At 67.0% G+C, this 400-nt stretch carries 1 protein-coding gene; it reads left to right on the plus strand.

Annotation, left to right across the window (positions count from 1 at the left end; all coding sequences use genetic code 11):
* Window positions 1-400 (plus strand): ABC transporter substrate-binding protein (locus EFL26_RS08465; RefSeq protein WP_246000092.1); only part of this gene is annotated, 400 nt, incomplete at both ends.

Consider the following 400-nt stretch of genomic DNA (forward strand, 5'->3'; position numbering starts at 1 on the left):
CTTCAAGCGCATGACGAACCTCCAGGTCCGCCAGGCGCTGGCTGCCTCGCTCGACGACACCGGCTGGGTGACCGCCGGTGGCGGTGACAAGGCCTACGAAGAGGCGACCGACATCGTGAACCCCGCGGTGAAGGGCTACCAGAAGGACCTGTTCCCGGGTGGCAAGGGTGACGCGGAGAAGTCCAAGCAGCTGCTGCAGCAGGCCGGTGTGCAGATGCCGTACCCGATCACCTTCACCTACCCGAGCACCGCGACGGCTGACAAGCAGGCCGCGGCGCTGAAGGCAGGCTGGGAGGCCGGCGGCTTCAAGGTGACCCTGGACGGCGTGGCCAACCAGGACGCCTACTACACCAACATCCAGAAGCCCGACCAGAAGGCCGACGTGATCTGGGCCGGCTGG

Source organism: Nocardioides pocheonensis (genome assembly GCF_003725535.1).
In the GTDB taxonomy this organism is placed as follows: Bacteria; Actinomycetota; Actinomycetes; order Propionibacteriales; family Nocardioidaceae; genus Marmoricola; species Marmoricola pocheonensis.